Genomic DNA, 281 nt, shown 5'->3' on the forward strand with positions numbered 1-281 from the left:
AGATAACTTTATCGACCGTAAGCACGGTCGAGAAGCCGTCTCTTACCCAGATGAAACATGGCAACATGAATCGCTAAAAGACACGTTAGAACCAACCTATGGCATCATCCTTTACCAAGAGCAGGTAATGCAAATTGCACAGATCCTAGCGGGTTATACGCTGGGTGGAGCGGATATGCTGCGTCGTGCGATGGGTAAGAAAAAGCCAGAAGAGATGGCTAAACAGCGTGGTACCTTCAAAGAAGGCGCAGAAGCCAACGGTGTTGATGGCGAGCTGGCCA

1 protein-coding gene is annotated in these 281 nt (G+C 49.5%); it reads left to right on the top strand.

Translation table 11 applies throughout. The features are described 5' to 3' along the window. The coding region (locus A3712_RS16485; protein ID WP_157618791.1) for a hypothetical protein at positions 1 to 281 on the top strand (281 nt) is incomplete at both ends.

The sequence above is a fragment of the Vibrio sp. HI00D65 genome (genome assembly GCF_001635455.1).
GTDB lineage: Bacteria > Pseudomonadota > Gammaproteobacteria > Enterobacterales > Vibrionaceae > Vibrio.